Source organism: Streptomyces sp. NPDC096079 (assembly GCF_040303145.1).
Classification (GTDB): domain Bacteria; phylum Actinomycetota; class Actinomycetes; order Streptomycetales; family Streptomycetaceae; genus Streptomyces.
Genome location: NZ_JBEOST010000008.1, coordinates 123,856 through 144,393 on the forward strand (window position 1 = coordinate 123,856; position 20,538 = coordinate 144,393).

Here is a 20,538-nt window from a genome sequence, read left to right on the forward strand (position 1 = left end):
GGAGATCCCCGACGCGCGGGCACCGCCCCGGCCGGGAGGCTGGTGGACATGACGAAGCTCCTTTCACGACACGCTCGTTGGACCTCCCTGGCCGTCGCGGGTGCCGCCCTGGTCACGGTCGGGGCCGCCCTCCCCGCCGGTGCCGCGCCCCGGCAGCAGTCGGCCCCGGCCGCCGCCTCCGGCCTCGGGGAGCGGCTCGACCCGGCCTCGCTCCGGGCCTCGCTCGGCACACCTGCCGACGGACTGTTCGCGGGAGCCATGGCCCGTGTCGGCGGGCGCGACGGGCACTGGACGGGAACGATGGGCGCCGTCTCGACGGACCCGGCCGCCTCGTTCCGGATCGGCAGCATCACCAAGCTGTTCACGTCCACCGTGGTGCTCCAGCTGGTGGCCGAGGGCAGGCTCTCCCTCGACACCCCGGTCCAGCGGCTGCTGCCCGGAACCCTGCCGGCCCACTGGCAGCCCATCACCGTGGCGCAGCTGATCAGCCACACCAGCGGCCTGCCGCGCGCGGCCTGCTGGGACCCTGCCGCCGTCTACACCCCGGCCGACCTGGTGAGGACGGTCACCGAGTGCCCCGAGGCCGGCGAGCCCGTCACCGGACCCGACATACCGCAGGTCTACAACGGCGTGAACTACTTCCTCCTCGGCATGGTGATCGAGAAGGTCACCCACCGCTCCTATGCCCATGAGGTGGGGCGCCGCATCGTCCGGCCTCTGGGTCTGCGCCACACGTACGTCCCCGGATGGGGGGAGACGGCGCTGCGGGCGCCGGCCCTGGCACCGCGGCTTCCGGCCGCCGACCCGTGGCCGTGGGCCGAGGGCGGGATGGTCTCCGACGGCCCGGACCTGGAGCGGTTCCTGCGGCAGCTGCTGGGCGGCCGGCTGCTGCCTCCGGCTCAGCAGGGACTGCTCTTCGAGCTCCCTCGGCACGCCGAGCGCGGCTTCACCCGTGGCGGTGTGCAGTACGCGAAGCTCCCGGACGGCACCGAGGTGTACGGCAAGACCGGGAGCTACGGCGGCTATACCAACGGGGTCTTCGCGACCCGGGACCTCCGCCGGACCGTCGTCTACTCGCTGATACCGCTCACCACCGACGACAAGGAGATCGCCAAGCGCTACCTGAGCATCGCGGCAGCCGCCTTCTGAGGCGCCGTCTCCACGCGCCGGGTGACGGCTGTCCGGCCGCGGCGGCGAAGAGGGTGGGCACGGCCGGCTCGCCACACCCACCCTCCCTTGCCGGTCACCGATAGCCGGTCACGGGTCGCTCAGTCGGACCGGCGGGAGCCCGCCGCCGTGCGGCGGCGCAGGGTCGGAGGGGCGGCCGGTGCCGCCGCCCCGTCCGCGCCGGACTCCGCCAGGCGGCGCGCCAGGGCCGCCGCTGTCGGATTGCGGAAGACGTCCCGCAGCGAGAGGTCCTGGCCGAACTCGGCGCGGATCCGGTTCAGCAGCCTCACCGCGAGCAGCGAGTGCCCGCCCGACTTGAAGAAGTTGTCGTCCCGGCCGAGGGCACGGCTCCCGAGGACGTCCCGGAAGACCCCAAGGAGGCGCTCCTCACGGACGTCCGGGCGGCGAGGCCCGCTCGGCGCCTGCTCCGGGCTCGGCTCGGCGTGCTCGCCCGGCGCCGGCAGCCGGTGCACCGGGACGACGCGGGCGGGTGCCAGGTACTCGGGCAGTCGCTTCGCGGCCCAGCCGCGCAGCGTCGACGCGTCGCCGCTCCCGGTGACGTACGCGTACAGGCGGTCGTCGCGCACGGAGACGGTCACACCGGTCACGTCGGGGTGCCGGCCGAGGACCTCCTCGACCCGCCCGGGTTCCACCGGGTAGCCGCCGACCGTGAGCGTGGCGACGGGCCGCGGGGTCCCGTCGGCGGCGGCGAAGGCCCGTCGGCCGGTGGCGCGCAGGCCGCCGCCGGCGGTCCGTTCGTGGACCTCGCCCGGTATCCGTACCGGCGCGGGCCGGCCCCGCTCGTCCAGGACGGTCTCCCGGCCGGCGGGTGCTGCCGGGCCGTACGGCACGGCGGACAGGGGGGCGCCGGGGTCGGCGGCGAACGCGTCGAGGGTCTCGGCCAGCCGCCGGGCCAGGAGGACGGCGGTGTCGGCGTCGTAGAGGGCGGTGGCGTACTCCAGGGCGCCGCGCAGACCGGCCGGTGCGCCGTCCGCGTCGACGAGTTCGGTGAGCGCGAAGGTGAGGTCGGACTTGGCGCCGACGGCGGTGAAGGCGACCGGGTCGCCGTCGAGGACGGACGGGGATCCGCTCCCGGTCGCGGCGGCGTGCACCTGGAGCATCACCTGGACGAGGGGGGCGTGGGCGGCGGAGCGGTGCGGGCTGAGGTGCTCGACGAGCCGGTCGAAGGGGAGGTCCTGGTGGCTGTACGCGGCGAGCCCGGACTCGCGGACGCGGCGGACCAGTTCGGTGACGTCGGGGTCGCCCGCGGTGTCGGTGCGCAGCACCAGCGTGTTGACGAAGAAGCCGACGAGCGGGTGCAGGGCGTCGTCCGCGCGTCCGGCGACGGTGGTGCCGATGGCGAGGTCGGTGCCGGCGCCGTGCCGGGTGAGGAGGGCGGCGAGGGCGGCCTGCACCACCATGAAGAGGGTGGCGCCGCTGCCGCGGGCGAGGCGCAGCAGGGCCCGGTGCGTGTCGGCGTCGACGTCGAAGGCGGTGAGGGCGCCGGCTCCGTCGCTCTCGGCGGGGCGCGGCCGGTCGGTGGGCAGGGCGAGCAGCGGCGGGAGTCCGCCGAGGGCGGTGCGCCAGTGGTCCAGCTGTTCGCCGGCGACGCCGTGTTCGCCGTCGAGGAGCTCGTGCTGCCAGAGGGTGTAGTCGGTGTACTGGACGGGCAGCGGCTCCCATGCGGGTGCCCGCCCCTCGGCGCGGGCACGGTAGGCGCGGTCGAGGTCCGCGAGGAGGCAGCCGGTCGACCAGCCGTCGCCCGCGATGTGGTGGACGAGGAGCACCAGGGTCTGGACGCCGTCGGCGTCGGTCACCAGGGCGGCGCGGAAGGGGATCTCGGCGGCCAGGTCGAAGACGTGCCCGGCGGCCGCGTCGACGGCCGCGCGGAGTACGTCGGGACCGTCGGCCGTGACCTCGTCGAGCACGGGCTCCGCGCCGGCGAGGACGTGCTGGTGGGGCTCGCCGTCCGCCGTCCGGTAGACGGTGCGCAGGACCTCGTGCCGTTCGGCGACGTCCGCCAGGGCGGCGGCGAGGGCGGCGGGCTCCACGGGGCGGTGCAGCCGGGTCACCACGGGGATGTTGTAGGTGGCGCTGGGGCCTTCGAGCCGGTCGAGGAACCAGAGCCGGAGCTGGGCGGCGGACAGCGGGAGGCGTGCGGGGCGCAGCGCGTCGGGGACGGGCCGCAGCGGGGGGCGGGCGGGGCCGTCGCCCCGCTCGGCGAGGCGGCGGAGCAGGTTCCGGGGTGTGGGGGCGAGGAAGACGTCCCGGATCGCGGCCTGGAGCCCGAGGGCTCCTCGGATGCGGTTGGTGAGCTTGCCGGCGAGCAGGGAGTGCCCGCCGAGCTTGAAGAAGTTGTCCTCCGGGTGGACCTCGTCCCGGTCGAGGACCTCGGCGAAGAGACCGCGGAGGATCTCCTCGCGGGGGTCGGTCACGGCGCGGGGGCCGGCCGCCGGGCCGTCCCCGGCGGTGGCGCGCTTCCGCTCGGCGTGGGCGGCGGCCAGGGCCTCGTGCCTGCGGTCGAGTCCTTGGCGCTCCTCCTCGGTGAGCAGGTCGACGTCGCTCAGCGGGGTGTCGGCGGCGCGCTCGGCGAGGGCCGTGAGGGCGCGGCGGAACAGGGCGAGGAGGAGCCGCGCGGTGTCCTCGTCGTAGAGGTCCGTCGCGTACTGCAGCCCGAGGAGCACTCCGCCGGGTTCGCCGGCGGTGTCGTGTGTCTCGACGCAGTTGAAGGAGAGGTCGAACTTGGCTCCGGCGAGGTCGGCGCCGTCCGTCGTGCCGGTGAGGGGGCCGAGGCGGACGGCCGTGTCCTGGGCGGTCTGGGAGCTGACCATGACCTGGAAGAAGGGGTGTCTGCCGAGCGAGCGTTCGGGGTTGAGGTCCTCGACGAGGAGGTCGAACGGCAGGTCGTCGTGGGCGAGGGCCGCCAGGTCCCCGTCCCGTACGCGCCGTACGAGTTCGGCGAGGGTGGGGTCGCCGGAGAGGTCGGTGCGCAGGGCGAGGGTGTTCACGAAGAAGCCGACGAGCCGGTGCAGGTCCTCCTCGGGCCGGCCGGCCACGGCGGTGCCGACGACCGTGTCGTCACCGGCGCCCGCCGCGCGCAGCGCGAGGGACAGGGCGGCGCGGACGACCATGAAGAACGTGACCCGGCGGCTGCGGGCGACACCGGTCAGGGCCTTGTGGGCGGGGGCGTCGAGTTCTGCGGTCACCAGTGCTCCCCGGCCGCTGGGTTCCGCGCGCCGGGGCCGGTCGGCGGGCAGCCGTGTCTCGGCCGGGATGCCGTCCAGGGCCTTGCGCCAGTAGGCGGTCTGGGTGTCGCGGACGCCGTGTTCGCCGTCGAGGAGTTCGCGCTGCCAGAGGGTGTAGTCGGTGTACTGGAGGGGCAGGGGTTCCCATTCCGGCGTCCGGCCCTCGGCGCGGGCGCGGTAGGCGGTGTCCAGGTCGGCGAGCAGCAAGCCGACCGACCAGCCGTCGGTCGCGATGTGGTGCACCGAGAGGACGAGGACGGCGGTGCCGTCCGCGACCGTGAAGAGGCGCACGCGGAGGGGCAGTTCGCGGGTCACGTCCAGGGGGACGCGGGCGTAGGCGGTCGCCCGCGCCCCTGCCTCCTCGGGTGTGGCGCATGCCTCGACCTCGACCGGGACGTGCGCCTCGGGGGCGTCGACGAGGCGCTGGTGCGGTTCTCCGTCCCGTACGGGGAAGACCGTCCGCAGCACTTCGTGACGGGTCACCACGTCCCGTACGGCCGCCTCCAGGACGGTCGTGTCGGGCTGGGCCTCCAGGCGGAGCACCATGGGCGCGTTGTACGCGGCGGAGGAGCCTTCGAGGCGGTTGAGGAACCACAGTCGGCGCTGGGCGTACGAAAGGGGGACGGGGTCGGGGCGGTGCTCGGCCGGCACCGGGCGCAGCGCCGGGCGGCGCGGCCCGTCGTCCCGCCCGGCGAGACGGCGGAGCAGCTGGCGGGGCGTCGGGGCGAGGAAGACGTCCCGGATCGCGGCCTGGAGGCCGAGAGCGGCGCGGATGCGGTGGGTGAGCTTGCCGGCGAGCAGGGAGTGGCCGCCGAGCTTGAAGAAGTTGTCGCCGGGGCCCACGTCGTCCCGGTCCAGGATCTCCGCGTACAGGCCGCCCAGGATCTCCTCGCGGGGGTCCGTCACGGAGCGGGGTGCGGTCCGCTCCCGGGGGGTGGCGCGGGTGCGGGCCGCCTCGGCGAGGGCCCGGTGGCGGCGGTCGACGGCGTCCCGCTCGGTGGGCGTGAGGAGTTCGACCCGGCTGAGGGGCGTGGTGTCCGGCTCCTCGGCGAGAGCGGTCAGGGCGCGCCGGAACAGGGTGAGCAGCAGCCCGGCGGTGTCCTCGTCGTACAGGTCCGTCGCGTACTGGAGCCCGAGGAGCAGCCCGCCGGGCTCGCCTTCGGCGTCGAGGGTCTCCTGGCAGTGGAAGCTCAGGTCGAACTTGGCCGTGGCCAGGTCCGCGTCGTCGAGGACGGCGGGGACGGGTCCGAGCCGGAGGGTCCCCTCGTCCTGGCGGGTCCCTGCGCTCAGCATGACCTGGAAGAACGGGTGGCGGCCGAAGGAGCGTTCGGGGTTGAGGTCCTCGACGAGGAGGTCGAACGGCAGGTCCTCGTGGGCGAAGGCGACCAGGTCCGCTTCGCGGACGCGGTCGACGAGCGCGCCGAGGCCGGGGTCGCCGGAGAGGTCGGTGCGCAGGGCCAGGGTGTTGACGAAGAAGCCGACGAGCTCGTGCAGGTCCTCCTCGGGCCGGCCCGCCACGGGTGTGCCGATCACGATGTCCTCGCCCGCGCCCGCCGCCCGCAGCGCGAGGGACAGGGCCGCCCGGGCCACCATGAAGAACGTGCCCCGCCGGGCGCGTGCGACGGTGGTGAGGGCCCGGTGGGTCGCGGCACCGAGTTCCGCCGAGACCACCGCGCCCCGCTGTCCGGGCTCCGTGGGCCGGGGCCGGTCGGCGGGCAGGCGCGTCTCGGCCGGGACGCCGTCGAGCGCCTTCCGCCAGTGGGTGAGCTGTTCGTGCGCGGTGCTGTCCGGGTCCTCGGGGTCCCCCAGCATGTCCCGCTGCCACAGGGCGTAGTCGGCGTACTGGACGGGCAGCGGCTCCCAGCCGGGGGCGCGGCCCTCGGCGCGGGCCCGGTAGGCGGTGTCGAGGTCGGCGAGCAGGCAGCCCACCGACCAGCCGTCCGTCGCGATGTGGTGCACCAGGAGCACCAGGACGGCCGTCCCGTCCGCGACCGCGAACAGCTTCGCCTGGAGCGGGCGTTCGCGGGTGATGTCGACGGGGAGCCGGGCGAAGGCCGTCGCCCGTGCCGTCACGTCGTCGCCCGCGGCGCACTCCTCCACCGTGAAGGGCACGTCGGTGCCGTCGAGGACGTCCTGGTACGGCTCCTCGTCGCGCGCCGGGTACACGGTCCGGAGCACCTCGTGCCGCTCCACCACGTCCCGTACCGCCGCCTCCAGCGCCGCCGGGTCGGGCATCGCTCCCAGCCGGAGCACCACGGGCGCGTTGTAGGCCGGGGAGGATCCTTCGAGCCGGTTAAGGAACCACAGCCGGCGCTGGGCGTAGGACAGGGGGATCACGGTTGCTGCTCCTCGTGTGTGGCGGGGGCGGGTGGGTGCGGCGGCGTCGGGGACCGCGGTGCCGACGGGGGCGCTGGCCCCGGTGCCGGCGCGGGGCGCGGTCAGGCATCCCGTGCGGCCAGCAGCTCCTCGATGTGGGCGGCGAGGTCACGCAGCCGGGGGTTGGCGTAGACGGCCTTGACCGGGAGGGCCACGGACAGCTCGGCCCGGACGCGGGAGACGAGCTTGATGGCGAGCAGGGAGTGGCCGCCGAGCTTGAAGAAGTTGTCTTCGGGGCCGATCGACGCGGCGCCGAGGACCTGGGTCCAGACGCGGGCGATCAGTTCCTCGGCGCGGCCGTTCAGACCGCCGTCGGCATCGGCCGCCCGGGGCTCCTCCTCCGCCGGACTCGCCACGCGCGTGGGCAGCGCGGCCCGGTCGAGCTTGCCGCTGGGCGTGGTCGCGAACCGTTCCACCGCGACGTACGCGCCCGGCACCATGTACGCGGGCAGGCTGCCGGTCAGCGTGGCCTTCAGGCCGGCGGCGTCACCGCCGCGGTGGTAGGCGATCAGGCAGGCGGTGCCGCCGGCGTCCTCGCCGAGGATCACGGCCGCCTCGGCGACGCCGTCCACGCGGGTCAGGGCGGCCTCGATCTCCGGGAGTTCGATGCGGTGTCCGCGCAGCTTGATCTGGCCGTCGGCACGGCCGAGGTAGACGAGCCGGCCGTCGGGCAGCAGACGGCAGCGGTCGCCGGTGCGGTACATGCGGCCGCCGGAGACGTCGCCGTCGATGTCGGCGACGAAGCGCTCCGCCGTCAGCGCCGGGCGGCGGCGGTAGCCGCGGCCCACGCGCGGGCCCGCGAGGTACAGCTCGCCGGGCTCCCCCGGCTCGACCGGCGCGAGCCGCTCGTCCAGCAGGCGCATCCGCAGTCCCGGCAGGACCGCGCCGATGTGCGGCTCGCCCGGGTCGTGGATCCAGCCGGCCGTCGCGTCGACGGTGCACTCGGTCGGCCCGTACACGTTGAGCGCGCGCAGCAGGCCGCCGCGGTGGGCGGCGGCGAGCCGGTCCCACAGGGCGGGGCTGATCGCCTCGCCGCCGACGAGGAGGGTCAGCGGGCGCGGGCCGCCGTCCGCGGACAGCAGGTCGAGCAGCGGGTCGGCGTGCGAGGGGGTGATGTCGAGGTCGGTGAGGGCCTGTTCGTCGACGAACGCGGCGAGCAGCGACGGGTCGCGGCGGGTCTCCTCGTCGATCACGACGAGGGTGTCGCCCCGGCAGAGCCGCGTCCACTGCTGGACGGAGGCGTCGAACGACGGGGAGGCGTTCCAGCCGACCCGGCGGCCCTCCCCGGTCGCGGCGCCCGCTTCCTCCAGTTCCTTCAGGAGGAGGGAGGCGGCGCCCCGGCCGATCTCCACGCCCTTCGGGCGGCCGGTGGACCCCGAGGTGTAGATGACGTAGGCGAGTGTGTCCCCGGTGACCGGGACGGGCGCGTACGGGCCCGGCTCACCGCTCGTGTCGGCCGTCAGCTCGGCGACCGTCACGGTGCGGGCGCCGGTCGCGGGGGAGCCGTCCGGGCCGGCCAGGACGACCAGGTCGGCGCCGGAGTCCTCGACGAGGTAGCGGCGGCGGTCGGCGGGCAGCGCCGGGTCGACCGGCAGATAGGCGGCGCCCGCGGTGAGCGTGCCGATGATGGCGGTGACCAGGGCCGCGCCCCGGGGCAGGCACAGCGCGACGACGCTCTCCGGACCGACGCCGAGGGCGCCGAGCCGGGCGGCGAACGAGGCGGCCTCGGCGCGCAGCTCGTCGAAGGTCAGGCGGTCGTCGCCCGCGACGACGGCGGTACGGCCGCCGGGGGCGGTGGCGAGCCGGGCGAGGAGGTCGGCCGCGCCGGTGCCGACGGCGGCGCAGCTGCCGCAGGCGCAGGCGTCCGCGGCCAGGGGGGCCGGGGCGGCGGTGGAACGCTCGGGGAGGACGGCGGTCATGGCGGGGCTCACCTTCCGTACAGGGTGGTGGAGGGGGCGGTGGTCGGGGAGCAGTCGGACAGCCGGACCGGCTCGCCCATGGCGACGACGATCTTCCGGTCGCCGGTGTACGACTCCCGGCCGTGCGCGCAGAGGATGTTGTCGACGAGCATCAGGTCGCCGGTCTGCCAGCTCTCCCGCATCGTGACCGCCTGGTAGACGTCGTTGATGGCGTCCACCTCGGCGTCGGTGAGGGCGGTGCCGTCCCCCAGGCGGGTGTCGAAGGGAAGACCGTCCGCGCCGAACGTCTCGGTGAGGACCTCACGGACGTCCTCGTCGAGGCTGCGGGCGTTCCAGAACGCGAAGTGGTTGAACCAGGAGCGGTCGCCGGTCACCGGGTGCGTGATGATCGCGGAGCGGCGCTGGCGGGTGCGCAGGGTGTCCTCGTCGAGCCACTCGTATCCGATCGCGTTGGCATCGCAGTACTCCTCCGCGCCGGCGGGCTCCTCCGACGAGAACGCCTTGCGCCAGGGCATGCCCGCGAGGTCGGAGTAGTTGCGGACCAGCAGCCAGCCGGCCTCGGCGAACCGGTCGACCAGGTCCCGCGGCAGCATGGCGAGGGCCTTGCGCATGTCGCCGACGGTGGTCGCTCCGCCCGTCTCGGGGGCGGTGACGCAGCCGAAGAGCAGCACGCCGGGGAAGTCCAGGGTGTAGCTGTTCTCGTTGTGCAGACGGATCGCCTGGGCGGCCGGCAGGTCGGTGGAGGAGAAGACTCCCTCGCCGAAGTCGCTGCGGGGGGTGGCCTTCTCCTTGTAGCCGGCGCGCTGGGCGATCAGCGCGTCACGCGCCTCGGCGAACGTCTCCGTGTCCGTCACCGGGAGTCCGCGCAGCATGACCGCGCCGGAGCGGTGCAGTTCGGCCTGGATGGCGGGGAGCTGGGCGGACAGCCAGGCGGTGGCCTCCGTCATGGTGGCGAAGGCGGGGGTGTGGACGAGGGCCGGCTTGCCGGGCTCCCGGACGACGGTGATGCCGGTGGTGGCCGGGTTCTGGGCGTACGTGGTCATGGTGGGTTCCTCGTGATCCCTCGGAGGGCGGGTGCGGGGCGGATGCTCAGGCGTTGCTGGGGGCGGTGGCGCCCAGGGAGTCCAGGACCGGGTTCAGACGGGCGAAGAAGCCGGGCAGGTCCTGCTGGAAGTAGAAGTGGTCCCCGGTCAGCACCTCGGGCACGACGGGGTGTCCGGCCACCAGGGACCAGCCGTCGAGCATGTCGACCGGGACGATCGGGTCGGCGTCCCCGCCGAACACCGCGACCGGGCAGTCGAGGCGCACGGCCGGGGCGGTGCAGCGGTAGGCGTCGTCGATGGCGAAGTCGGCGCGGATGGACGGCAGGACGATCTCGCGGAGCTCCTCGTCGTCGAGGATGCCGTCGTCCGTGCCGCCACGCTCCTTGATGGCCGCGACCAGCTCGTCGTCGTCGAGCCGCTCCGGGTGCACCGGGCACTGGTTGGGCAGCACGGGCGCCCGGCAGGCGGAGGCGATCAGGCCCTGCGGGGTGCGGCCGTCGGCCTGCAGGGCGCGGGCCACCTCGAAGGCGACCAGGGAGCCCATGCTGTGCCCGAGCACCACCAGGGCGCCGGTGTCCGCCGGGAGGGCGTCGACCACGGGCAGCGCCAGGTCGTCGACGGACTCGGGCAGGTCCTCGCTGAAGCGGGCGCCTCGGCCCGGGTACTGCCCGATGAGCAGCCGCACGTCCGCCGGGAGGTGCTCGCGCCAGGCGCTGTACGCGTGGGCGTTGCCTCCGGCGTGCGGGAGGACGAGCAGCGACAGGCGGTGCGGCCGGTCGCCGGGCAGGTCCCAGACGACGTCCTCGGGGGCGGGGGTCGGGGAGGTGGTCATGAGCTGATCCGTTCTGTCGCGGTGACGGTCTCGGTGACGGTCTCGGAGACCGTCTCGGTCGTGGTGCGGCGGCGGAGGGCGGGTCGGGCCTTCCTCGCCGGCGTGGCCTTCAGGGAGGCGATGTGCTCGGCGAGCCGGGCGGGGGTGGGGTGCTGGAAGACGTCGCGGATGGTGAGCCGCACGTCGAGGGCACCGGCGATGTGGTTGGTGAGGCGGGCACCCAGGAGGGAATGGCCGCCGTGGTGGAAGAAGTCGTCGTCGATGGTCAGTTCTGCGGCGGTGTCGAGGGTGCGGGCGAAGAGGGCGAGGAGGGTCTCCTCCAGGGGCGTGCGCGGGGCGCGGCCGGTGGAGGCGACGGGGGCCGGCTCGGGCAGGGCCCGCTTGTCGACCTTCCCGTTGGGCGTCAGGGGCAGCCGCTCCAGGACCATGAGATGGGTCGGGACGAGGTGCTCGGGCAGCCGCTCCGCCACGTGCCGCCGGATGTCCTGCGGGTGTACGTCCCCGTCGGCGACGACGTGGGCGGCGAGTTGTTCGTGGTGGACGGTCACGACGGCCTGGGTGACCGCGGGGTGGGTGAGCAGGGCGGCCTCGGTCTCACCGGGCTCGACACGGAATCCGCGGATCTTGATCTGGTCGTCGGCCCGACCGTCGTAGTGCAGATGCCCGTGCCGGTCGAAATGGGCCAGGTCCCCGGTCCGGTACAGCCGCTCACCGGCCGCAGCGAACGGGTTCGGTACGAAGCGGGTGGCGGTCAGGTCGGACCGGCCCAGGTAACCGTGGGCGAGACCCTCGCCGGCCAGATACAGCTCACCCGTCACCCCCGGCGCACACAACCCGAGACGGGCGTCCAGGATAAAGGCCGCCTTGTTCACCAGCGGCACACCGATCGGGATCAGCGCGTGCGGCTCACCGGCCGGCTCGACCAGGTGCGTGGTCGTGAAGCCCATCGACTCCGCCGGACCGTAACCGTTGACGACCCTGACACCCGGCCTCAACTCCTGAAGCTTGTGCACGTGCGCCGGAGAAGCCGCCTCCCCACCCGTGAACGCCACGGTGACCGTGTCGAAGGCCTCCGGATGCTCATCGACCAGGAAGTTGAACAGACTGGCCGACAACTGAAGCATCGTCACCGCGTGCCTGCGCGACAGCTCGGCGATCAGCACCGGCTCCGGACGCTGCCCCGGCTGCAACACCGACACACCACCGTGCAGCAACGCACCCCAGAACTCCAGACTGAACGCGTCCCACGACACCGGCGAGCACTGCAGGAACACCTCCCCCACACCGAACCCGCCATACGACTGCCCGCTCACCGTCGACACCAGATTCCGGTGCGACGACAGAATCGCCTTCGGCCGACCCGTCGAACCCGACGTGAACATCAAGCAGGCCGAGTCCTCAGGGCCGAGGGGCAGGCCGAGGTTGCCGGGATGGCGGGAGAGGAGGTCGCCCGGGGCCTCGGTGTGGGTCTGCCACGGTCCCTCGACGCGCTTGGCCAGGGCCGGCGCGGTCACCAGATGCCTGATGCCGGCGTCGGTGGCAGCGGAGCGGAGGCGCTCGTCCGGGAAGTCCGGGTCGAGCAGCGTGTATCCCGCCCCCGACTTCACGACCCCGATCACCGCAGCGGCGAACTCCACCCCACGATCCAGCAGCACACCCGCCATGTCGCCACGGCCCAGGCCCCGGGACCGCAGATGGCGCGCCCACCGGTTGCCCATCGCGTTCAGCTCGGCATACGTGACCACACGCTCACCGGCGACCAGGGCCGTCGCCTCCGGACGCCTCGCCACCTGCTCCTCGAAGCGCTCCACGAGCGAGGCGTCACCCCCGTCGGCGACGGTTCCCGCCCACGGGCCGGTCAGCAGCGCGCGCTCCGCGCTCGACAGCACCTCCAGGGAGGACAGCGGCAGACCGGGGTCGTCGAGCACCTGGGACAGGACCTGGCCGAGGACCGACGCCATGCGCCGTACCGAGTCCTCGTCGAACAGTTCGGCGGCGAAGAGGATCGCGCCGTGCAGGCGGCGGCTGTCGTCGGAGCGGAGCAGGAATTCGAGGTCGAACTTCGCGGCGCCGTTCCCGAGCCCCGAGATCTCCGCGGTCCTGACCCCGGGCAGGTGGAGCTCCGGCAGGCCCCCCACTTCGAGGCCGAGGCAGATCTGGAAGAGGGGGTGACGCGACAGGCTGCGCGTCGGGTTCACCGCTTCCAGCACGACGTCGAACGGGGCCTCCTGATGCGCGAACGCGTCCAGATCGACCGAACGGACCCGGCGCAGCAGATCCCGGAAACTCGGGTCACCCGAACTGTCCGTCCGCAGCACCAGCGTGTTCACGAAGAACCCCACAAGGTCCTGCAACGACCGCTCACCACGACCCGCCACCGGCGTACCGATCGCCAGATCCGACCCCGCACCCAGCCGCGACAGCGCCGCCACCAAAGCCGCGTGCACCACCATGAACGGCGTGCACCCCTCGGCCTTCGCGCACGCCAGCACCCGAGCGAACAGGTCCTCACCCAGATCGAGTTCCACCTTCCCGCCCCGATGCGAAGCCCTCGCCGGCCTCGGACGGTCCAGGTTCAGCCCGTGCTGCTCCGGCAGACCCGCCAAGGCCCCCCGCCAGAACCCCACCTCCCGGCCCAGCACACTCCCCGGGTCATCCACCGAGCCCAACACCCGCCGCTGCCACGCCGCATAATCCGCGTACTGCACGGCCAAAGGCTCAAGCACACGCCCTTCGACACCCGCGACCCGAGCCTCATACGCCCGCTGCAGATCCGCGAAGAACACACCGTTCGACAGACCATCCGTCGCGATGTGATGCACCACCAACGACAGCACCACCACCCCGCCACCCAGCTCGAACGCCACCACCCGCAACGGAAGCTCCACCGCCAGATCGAAAGCCCGACCGGCCAGCTCGTCCAGCTCGGCGGCGAGATCGGAGGCGGCGACGCTCCGTCGCTCCACCGAGACCCTGGCCTGCTCCGGCGGCAGGAGCCGCTGACGCGGCTCGCCCTCCACCGCGTCGAACACCGTCCGCAGCGGAGCATGCCGCTCCACGACATCGCTCAGCGCGGACTCCAGTGCTCCGAGGTCCAGCACGCCCTCGCATCGCACCACCATCGGCACGTTGTAGGCAGCACTGTCGCCCTCCAGCTGCGCGAGCAGCCACAGCCGACGCTGCGCGAACGACGCCGGGACACCGTCACCGGCTCCCTCCCCCGCGATCAGCGGCGGAAGAGCCTCTCCCGCCCCCTTCCCGGCCACCAGCTCCGCGAGACCCGCGACCGTCGGACGACCGAACACGTCCCGGATCGTCAACCGCGCGCCCAGGGCTTCCTCGATGTGGTTCGTCAGCCGGGCCGCGAGCAGCGAGTGGCCGCCGTGGTGGAAGAAGTCGTCGTCGATGGTCAGTTCTGCGGCGGTGTCGAGGGTGCGGGCGAAGAGGGCGAGGAGGGTCTCCTCCAGGGGCGTGCGCGGGGCGCGGCCGGTGGAGGCGACGGGGGCCGGCTCGGGCAGGGCCCGCTTGTCGACCTTCCCGTTGGGCGTCAGGGGCAGCCGCTCCAGGACGATGACGTGCGCGGGGACCAGGTGCTCGGGAAGCCGGTCGGAGAGGTGGCGGCGGACCTCGTCGGGGTCCGCCGGCCGCCCGATGACGATGTACGCGGCGAGTTGTTCGTGGTGGACGGTGACGACGGCCTGGGTGACCGCGGGGTGGGTGAGCAGGGCGGCCTCGGTCTCGCCGGGCTCGACACGGAATCCGCGGATCTTGATCTGGTCGTCGGCCCGACCGTCGTAGTGCAGATGCCCGTGCCGGTCGAAGTGCGCGAGGTCCCCGGTCCGGTAGAGACGGCTGCCCTCGGTTCCGAAGGGATCGGGTACGAAGCGGGTGGCGGTCAGGTCGGACCGGCCCAGGTAACCGTGGGCGAGTCCCTCGCCGGCCAGATACAGCTCACCGGTCACCCCCGGCGCACACAACCCGAGACGGGCGTCCAGGACGTAGGCCGCCTTGTTCACCAGCGGCACACCGATCGGGATCAGCGCGTGCGGCTCACCGGCCGGCTCGACCAGGTGCGTGGTCGTGAAGCCCATCGACTCCGCCGGACCGTAACCGTTGACGACCCTGACACCCGGCCTCAACTCCTGAAGCTTGTGCACGTGCGCCGGAGAAGCCGCCTCCCCACCCGTGAACGCCACGGTGACCGTGTCGAAGGCCTCCGGATGCTCATCGACCAGGAAGTTGAACAGACTGGCCGACAACTGAAGCATCGTGACCGCGTGCCTGCGCGACAGCTCGGCGATCAGCACCGGCTCCGGACGCTGCCCCGGCTGCAACACCGACACACCACCGTGCAGCAACGCACCCCAGAACTCCAGACTGAACGCGTCCCACGACACCGGCGAGCACTGCAGGAACACCTCCCCCGCACCGAACCCGCCATACGACTGCCCGCTCACCGTCGACACCAGATTCCGGTGCGACGACAGAATCGCCTTCGGCCGACCCGTCGAACCCGACGTGAACATCAAGCAGGCGGAGTCGTCGGCGCTCAGCTCGACCCCGATGTTCTCGCCGCTGAGCTGGGCCAGCTGCTCCGACGAGCAGGAGGCCGTGTCCCAGGGCCCGGCCAGGCGTGCGGCAAGGCGGGGCTCGCTGACGAGCACGCTGATGCCGGCGTCGGTGGCAGCGGAGCGGAGGCGCTCGACCGGGAAGTCCGGGTCGAGCAGCGTGTATCCCGCCCCCGACTTCACGACCCCGATCACCGCAGCGGCGAACTCCACCCCACGATCCAGCAGCACACCCGCCATGTCACCGCGCCCCAGGCCCCGGGACCGCAGATGGCGCGCCCACCGGTTGCCCATCGCGTTCAGCTCGGCATACGTGACCACACGCTCACCGGCGACCAGGGCCGTCGCCTCCGGACGCCTCGCCACCTGCTCCTCGAAGCGCTCCACGAGCGTGCTCTCCACCGGGGCCGCCACCGGCCCCGACCAGTCACCCGTCAACAGCTCGCGCTCGGACTCCGTCAGCACCTCCAGGGCCGAAAGCCGCAGGCCCGGCTCGTCGAGGACCTGCCCGAGCACCTCGCCGAGGACGGTCGACATCCGCCGTACCGTGGCCTCGTCGAACAGCTCCGCCGCGAAGAGCACGGTCGCCCGGAGCCCCTTCTCGTCGTCGGAGCGGAGGAAGAACTCCAGGTCGAACTTGGCGGATCCGTTGGAGAACTTCTCCAACGGCCCGGTCCGGATGCCGCTCAGCTCGAAGCGGGGGCCGCCTTCGGTCTCCAGTCCGAGGCTGATCTGGAAGAGGGGGTGACGCGACAGGCTGCGCGTCGGGTTCACCGCTTCCAGCACGACGTCGAACGGAGCGTCCTGATGCGCGAACGCGTCCAGATCGACCGAACGGACCCGGCGCAGCAGATCCCGGAAACTCGGGTCACCCGAACTGTCCGTCCGCAGCACCAGCGTGTTCACGAAGAACCCCACGAGGTCCTGCAACGACCGCTCACCACGACCCGCCACCGGCGTACCGATCGCCAGATCCGACCCCGCACCCAGCCGCGACAGCGCCGCCACCAAAGCCGCGTGCACCACCATGAACGGCGTGCACCCCTCGGCCTTCGCGCACGCCAGCACCCGAGCGAACAGGTCCTCACCCAGATCGAGTTCCACCTGCCCGCCCCGATGCGAAGCCCTCGCCGGCCTCGGACGGTCCAGGTTCAGCCCGTGCTGCTCCGGCAGACCCGCCAAGGCCCCCCGCCAGAACCCCACCTCCCGGCCCAGCACACTCCCCGGGTCGTCCACCGAGCCCAACACCCGCCGCTGCCACGCCGCATAATCCGCGTACTGCACGGCCAAAGGCTCAAGCACACGCCCTTCGACACCCGCGACCCGAGCCTCATACGCCCGCTGAAGATCCGCGAAGAACACACCGTTCGACAGACCATCCGTCGCGATGTGATGCACCACCAACGACAGCACCACCACCCCGCCACCCAGCTCGAACGCCACCACCCGCAACGGAAGCTCCACCGCCAGATCGAAAGCCCGACCCGCTTCGGCAGCCAACTCGCCGTCCAGTGCGTCTGCTTTGATCCGTCGCCAGTCCACCTCCACCCGGGCCTGCTCGGGCGCGAGGACACGCTGACGCGGCTCGCCCTCCACCGGCTCGAACACGGTCCGCAGCGGAGCATGCCGCTCCACGACATCGCTCAGCGCGGACGCGAGGGCCGTCCGGTCCGGGGCGTCCTCCAGGCGTACCGCCATCGGCACGTTGTAGGCGGCGCTGTCGCCCTCCAGCTGCGCGAGCAGCCACAGCCGACGCTGCGCGAACGACGCCGGGGCACGCTCGCCGGCCCCCTCCCCCGCGATCAGCGGCGGGAGAGCCTCTCCCGTCCCCTTCCCGGTCACCAGCTCCGCGAGTCCGGCCACGGTCGGGTGACCGAACACGTCCCGGATCGTGAGCCGTACGCCGAACGCGTCGGCGATGTGGTTCGTCAGCCGGGCCGCGAGCAGCGAGTGCCCTCCGAGGGCGAAGAAGCCGTCGTCGACGCCGACCGGGTCGGTCGTGTCCAGGGTCCGGGCGAACAGGGCGGCCAGGATCTCCTCGGTCTCGTCGCGCGGAGCCCGGTGCGTTCCCAGGAGGGTCGTCGGTGCCGGGAGCGACCGCTTGTCGATCTTTCCGTTGGGGGTGACGGGCAGACGGTCGAGGGTGGTGAGGTACGTGGGGACGAGGTGCTCCGGCAGCCGGTCGGCGACGTGTCGGCGGATCTCGTCGGGCTCGGCGTCGGCGTCCGCGAGGACGACATAGGCGGCCAGTCGCTTCTCGTGGACGGTGACGACGGCCCGGGTGACCGCGGGGTGGGTGAGCAGGGCGGCCTCGGTCTCGCCGGGCTCGATGCGGAAGCCGCGGATCTTGACCTGGTCGTCGGCCCGTCCCTCGTAGAGGAGGCGGCCGTCCCGGTCGAAGCGGACGAGGTCGCCGGTCCGGTACAGGCGTCCGCCCGGCGGACCGAAGGGGTCGGGTACGAAGCGGGTGGCGGTCAGGTCGGGCCGGCCCAGGTAGCCGTGGGCGAGGCCCTCGCCCGCCACGTACAGCTCGCCCGTCACGCCGGGCGGGCACAGGTTCAGGGCTGCGTCCAGGACGTAGGCCGGCTTGTTGACGAGCGGGGTGCCGATCGGGATGACCGGGTGGGGCGCTGCCGCGGGCTCCACGGTGTGGGTGGTCGCGTAGATCATGACCTCGGCGGGGCCGTAGCCGTTGAGCACGGCGATGCCGGGCCTGAGCCGCTGGAGCTTGTGGACGTGCGCCGGGGAGGCGGCCTCTCCCACCGTGTAGGCGGTGGTGACGGTCTCGAAGGCTTCGGGGTGTTCGTCCGTGAGGTAGTTGAAGAGGGTGGCGGAGAGCAGGAGGGTGGTGACGCGGTGCCGGCGGGCAAGCTCGGTCACGAGGGCCGGTTCCGGCTTCTGTCCCGGCTGGAGGACCGCGGTGCCGCCGTGCAGGAGGGCGCCCCAGAACTCCAGGCTGAAGGCGTCCCAGGACACCGGCGAGCACTGGAGGTAGATCTGGTCCGGGCCCACCGGGAGGTAGGGCTGGCCGATCAGGGTCGCCACCAGGTTGCGGTGGGAGGAGAGGATGGCCTTCGGCCGGCCGGTGGAGCCGGACGTGAACATCAGGCAGGCGGGGTCGTCGGGGCCGAGCGGCACGCCCAGGTTGCCGGGGTTGCGGGTCAGGAGTTCGCCCGGGGCCTCGGTGTGGGTCTCCCAGGGGCCGTCGACGCGCGGGGCGAGGACCGGGCGGGTGACGAGGTGGCTGATGCCGGCGTCGGTGGCGGCCGAGCGCAGCCGGTCGTCGGGGAAGTCCGGGTCGAGCAGCACGTGGGCGGCGCCGGTCTTCAGGACGGCGAGCAGGGCGGTGGCGAAGCGGGTTCCGCGCTCGAACAGGACGCCGGCCATGTCGCCGCGCCCGAGGCCGCGGGAGCGCAGATGGCGGGCCCAGCGGTTGGCCGCGGCGTTGAGTTCGGCGTACGTGACCTCGCCCGCCTCGTCGATGAGCGCGACCCCGTCGGGATGCAGCGCCGCCTGCTGCTCGAACCGCTCGACGAGTGTGGTCTCCACGCGCTCCGCCAGCGGCCCTGACCAGCTGCCCGTCAGGAGTGCGCGCTCGGCGTCCGACAGCACGTCGAGGTCGGCGACCCGGCGTTCGGTCGGGCGGTCGGCGGCGAGGGCGGCGGTGAGGAAGGCCGCGAACCGGTCCTGGTGGCCGGCGACCGCCGCCACGTCGACGCCCTCCACCGGGGTGTCGAAGTCGATGCGCAGGCCGTGCGCGGCGCCCAGGTCGAGCACGGCGACGCTGAGGTCGTCGACGGGGCCGTTGCTCACGTTGTGGTTGACCGTCGGATGGCCGCAGACGGTGAGGTCCGCGTGGAAGCCCATGATGTTGAGGACGGGTGCGGCGAGCCTGCGGGAGCCGTCGATGACTCCGGCGTCGCGGCACAGGTCCTCGTAGCGGGTCGCCTGGTGGCGCAGGCCGTGCTTGACCTCGGCGCCCACCGAGCGGACCAGGGCGCTCAGCGAGTCCTCGGGGCCGATCCGGAGGCGCAGCGGGACCACGTTCGACGACATGCCGGGGGTGCTGCGCGCCAGCGGGGAGGTGCGGCCGGTGACCGGGAGGGCGATCATCAGCTCGGTCTGTCCGGTGACGCGGTGGAGGTAGGCGGTGAACAGGGCCACGAGGAGGACGGACCAGGTGGCGCGCGCGCCGCGCGCCACCGTGCGGAGCCGGTCGGCGTCCGCCGGGGAGATCCGTACGCTGCGGCGGGAGAAGGGCAGGCCGCCGTGCGCGGCCGGGGCACGTCCGGTGCCGCGGACGAGTCCGGCGGGGGCGTCCGGCGCTCCGGCGAGGTGCTCCCGCCAGGCGGCGCGCTCGGCGGCGGCCTCCTCGGACTCCCGGTACCGCGCGTCCTCGGCGAGGAGTTCGGGCAGGCTCCCGAACGGGGAGGGTCCCCAGGTCTCGCCCGCGACCGCCTGCTCGTACAGCTCGATCAGCCGTGCCAGCGCCATCGAGACGCCGACGCCGTCGACGACGAGGTGGTGGAAGCCGTAGAAGTAGAAGTACCTCTCCTCCCCGAGCTTGATCAGGGCGCAGCGGACCGGCGGCTGGTCGGTGAGGTCGAAGGGGGCGCTGATCAGCGCGTCGACGATCCGCCATGCCTCGGTGTCGGGGTCGTCCGTGGCGCTCACGTCGGTGAAGGGCAGGGTGCGCGAGCCGGCGTCGGGGTCGAGGAGCTGCCACACCTGCTCGCCGTCGTCCTCGAAGCGGCTGATGCGGAGGAAGTCCGCCTCCTCGACGAGCCGGTGCCAGGCGGCCGCCATCACCTCGGGGTCCACGGGGCCGTTGATCTCGCGGCACTCGGCGACGTTGTACTTCACGCCGGTGGGGTCGAGGGCGTGTGCCGTCCAGATGTCACGCTGGGCCACCGAGAGCGGCAGCCGGACGGCAGCCGGAGCGGGTGCGACGGGCGTGTCGAACGGCATGAGGGGCTCCTGTGGAAGTCACGGCAGAGGAGGGAGGGGGCGGCGAGCGGGCTCGGGCGGCGCAGTGGTCATACAACCCGTGGGCGGGGGCCGCGAGCGGCAGTTGAGGCGGCGGTACGCCAGCGAATCGGCGGCTGGGCGGCAGTCGTGCGGCAGCGGTTCCGGCAGTCGTAGCGACGTCGTGGGGGTCCGTCGATGGCGGTGGGCGGGTCGGGTGGGGGGCGAGGCCGGGGCGGGGGCGGAGGCGGCCCGATGCCGCTCCGCGAGCCGTGGCCGCCGCCGTGGTCGTGGCCGCCGCCGTGGTCGGCGCCGTCGCCGTGGGCGGGACCACCGCCGTGGTCGGGTCGGGTGGGGGGCCGGGACGGGGGGCGGCCCGATGCCGCTCCGCGGGCCGTGACCGCCGCCGTGGTCGGCGCCGCC

At 73.5% G+C, this 20,538-nt stretch carries 6 protein-coding genes; 1 reads left to right on the forward strand and 5 read right to left on the reverse strand.

The window, feature by feature from the left end; genetic code table 11:
• The first annotated feature begins 48 nt into the window (after positions 1-48).
• A complete protein-coding gene (locus tag ABTY59_RS18470; protein ID WP_352020019.1) occupies positions 49-1,149 on the forward strand; it encodes a serine hydrolase domain-containing protein in 1,101 nt (366 codons plus the stop codon).
• A 119-nt stretch (positions 1,150-1,268) separates the two neighbouring features.
• Here ABTY59_RS18470 and ABTY59_RS18475 read toward each other — a convergent pair whose 3' ends face one another.
• From ABTY59_RS18475 to ABTY59_RS18495, 5 genes are all read right to left on the reverse strand, one after another.
• A complete protein-coding gene (locus tag ABTY59_RS18475; protein ID WP_352020020.1) occupies positions 1,269-6,749 on the reverse strand; it encodes a condensation domain-containing protein in 5,481 nt (1,826 codons plus the stop codon).
• A gap of 101 nt (positions 6,750-6,850) precedes the next feature.
• Positions 6,851-8,707 carry a non-ribosomal peptide synthetase gene (locus tag ABTY59_RS18480; RefSeq protein WP_352020021.1) on the reverse strand — a complete coding sequence of 619 codons (1,857 nt, stop codon included), beginning with the start codon at positions 8,705-8,707 and terminating at the stop codon, positions 6,851-6,853.
• A gap of 8 nt (positions 8,708-8,715) precedes the next feature.
• Positions 8,716-9,750, reverse strand: coding sequence for a TauD/TfdA family dioxygenase (locus ABTY59_RS18485; RefSeq protein WP_352020022.1), 1,035 nt, complete (start codon positions 9,748-9,750; stop codon positions 8,716-8,718).
• Between the two features lie 46 nt (positions 9,751-9,796).
• A complete protein-coding gene (locus tag ABTY59_RS18490) occupies positions 9,797-10,582 on the reverse strand; it encodes a thioesterase II family protein (protein WP_352020023.1) in 786 nt (261 codons plus the stop codon).
• Complete coding sequence (locus ABTY59_RS18495; RefSeq protein ID WP_352020024.1) at positions 10,579-20,118, reverse strand: non-ribosomal peptide synthetase; 9,540 nt, start codon at positions 20,116-20,118, stop codon at positions 10,579-10,581. The genes ABTY59_RS18490 and ABTY59_RS18495 overlap by 4 nt, the downstream gene beginning before the upstream one ends.
• Positions 20,119-20,538: the final 420 nt, after the last annotated feature.

Excerpts from the sequence above, each read along its gene's own strand:
- ABTY59_RS18470 (WP_352020019.1), top strand. The coding sequence starts at position 49 with ATGACGAAGCTCCTTTCACGACACGCTCGTTGGACCTCCCTGGCCGTC.
- ABTY59_RS18480 (WP_352020021.1), bottom strand. The coding sequence starts at position 8,707 with ATGACCGCCGTCCTCCCCGAGCGTTCCACCGCCGCCCCGGCCCCCCTG.
- ABTY59_RS18485 (WP_352020022.1), bottom strand. The coding sequence starts at position 9,750 with ATGACCACGTACGCCCAGAACCCGGCCACCACCGGCATCACCGTCGTC.
- ABTY59_RS18490 (WP_352020023.1), bottom strand. The coding sequence starts at position 10,582 with ATGACCACCTCCCCGACCCCCGCCCCCGAGGACGTCGTCTGGGACCTG.
- ABTY59_RS18495 (WP_352020024.1), bottom strand. The coding sequence starts at position 20,118 with ATGCCGTTCGACACGCCCGTCGCACCCGCTCCGGCTGCCGTCCGGCTG.